Source organism: Roseibium sp. RKSG952, assembly GCF_009711355.1.
This window is the reverse complement of the sequence record NZ_SMMF01000532.1, coordinates 1-1,629: the sequence shown is the minus strand read 5'-3', so window position 1 is coordinate 1,629 and position 1,629 is coordinate 1. Positions and strand designations below refer to the sequence as shown.

The following is a 1,629-nucleotide window of genomic DNA, read 5'->3' as shown; positions in this document are numbered from 1 at the left end:
GATTTCCAATGGTATCGGGGTTTATACTGTTATTTCTGATAGCGCTGTTTTAGAGGTGAATGAGAGCGTTTTATGCAACCGTTAAAAATACTGATAGCTGGTATTGAAAGGCAGGGCATGGGTTGGAGGATCGTAAATGATTAATCGCGTGAATCGGTGTACGAATTCTTCATATCGTGTTTCATGAATTAAAAAACATCCACTCACTATAAATACAGTGAAAATAATATGAATACAAAGGGAAATTATAAATATGAATATTACAAGGAAAAATATAGGTATACTCCATATTTTTTGATAGGAAGCGCTTATGAAAGTGAAGGTTTTTATATCGCGCTCACTAAATATCAAATTATATTTTCTTTTTCATATATAGCTATTTTTATTGCGGCTACATATACAAATTTATTTGGATTTTATGACTTTGTTTTTTCTAAATATGGGAATTTTATTTTTGAAGAAATTCCTATTATTGTAGATAGATTCGATACACTTGAAAGATTTAACCCTCTTTTTTCCAAGTGGTACCTTATGTCATTTATTATGCTGTTTCCCAGCATTATAATATTATCTATTATTTATGCGATAATATATCGCCATTACTGGCGCATTGGGTCGATAAAAAACAGAATGACTCCTCTCCATGTTATTGGGGCAATTTTTTATCCGGTAGTCATATTTTTCTTTTTTTACCTAACATTTTGTCTTACACCCTCTCCATCATACCATAGCGCGCGTTTTGCTTATTCGACTTTATTTGGACCTTTATTCCCGTTTGTGGCAGCTCTCGCTTCGATTTCGTTCCCTGTCGGAGTTCTGCCTCTAATTGCAATTCTAATTCGACTGACCGTGCGCAGGCAAAACCTTGTCAAAATTTGAACCAGCCATATCAGGAATGCGTCAACGGCAGCGTAAAGTCAGGCCTGTGGGCGGCTTAAAAGCCGGACGCTTGCGGCGTGCGTGGCGGCTTTTTAGCTGAGCGCCGGTTTGCCTTCCGTGGGCGGTTTTAGGCGCGGTGGCCGCTCATCCCTAGGATATTTACGTGGTGGGTCTGGAAGAGAGGTGTGGGGCTTCTTTCGTTCAGGCCACGGCGGTCACGGCGGAAGATCAGGGCCTGTTGCGTGTGCCGCGCAATGCGAATGGTGAAAGGCCGTGCGGATTTCCAATGGTATCGGGGTTTATACTGTTATTTCTGATAGCGCTGTTTTAGAGGTGAATGAGAGCGTTTTATGCAACCGTTAGAAAATGCAGACATCTAGTTTTTAAGCTGGTTAATATTTGCGAAGATAACATGGGTATATCAAAATTTATTTCTTAGGATCAAGCTCCTCGAGCATATTAGGTCAAAGAGAATGGTAGTACAATGAATTCAAAATTCGATTATGGTTATGAAAAATACAGAAAAAAATATTGGTATATACCATATCTAATTATTGGTACGTCCTATGAAAATAAATATTTTTATATGTCAATCAATAAATACCATACATTTTTTTCTGCTTTTTATGTAATTATTTTTATAATTTTTACTTATACAAATTTATTTGGATTTTATGATCATTTTTTTGCGAGTTATGGAAATTATATATTTGAGAATTTTCCTATAATTGTAGACCGATTCAATACACT

General features: G+C 36.6%; 1 protein-coding gene. It reads left to right on the top strand.

The window, feature by feature from the left end:
• Positions 1 to 228: 228 nt before the first annotated feature.
• Positions 229 to 879, top strand: coding sequence for a hypothetical protein (locus tag E1297_RS02040; protein ID WP_155133263.1), 651 nt, complete (start codon positions 229 to 231; stop codon positions 877 to 879).
• Positions 880 to 1,629 lie beyond the last annotated feature (750 nt).

Bases quoted from the DNA above. Each gene is read 5' to 3' on its own strand.
- E1297_RS02040 (WP_155133263.1), top strand. From the start codon at position 229: ATGAATACAAAGGGAAATTATAAATATGAATATTACAAGGAAAAATAT.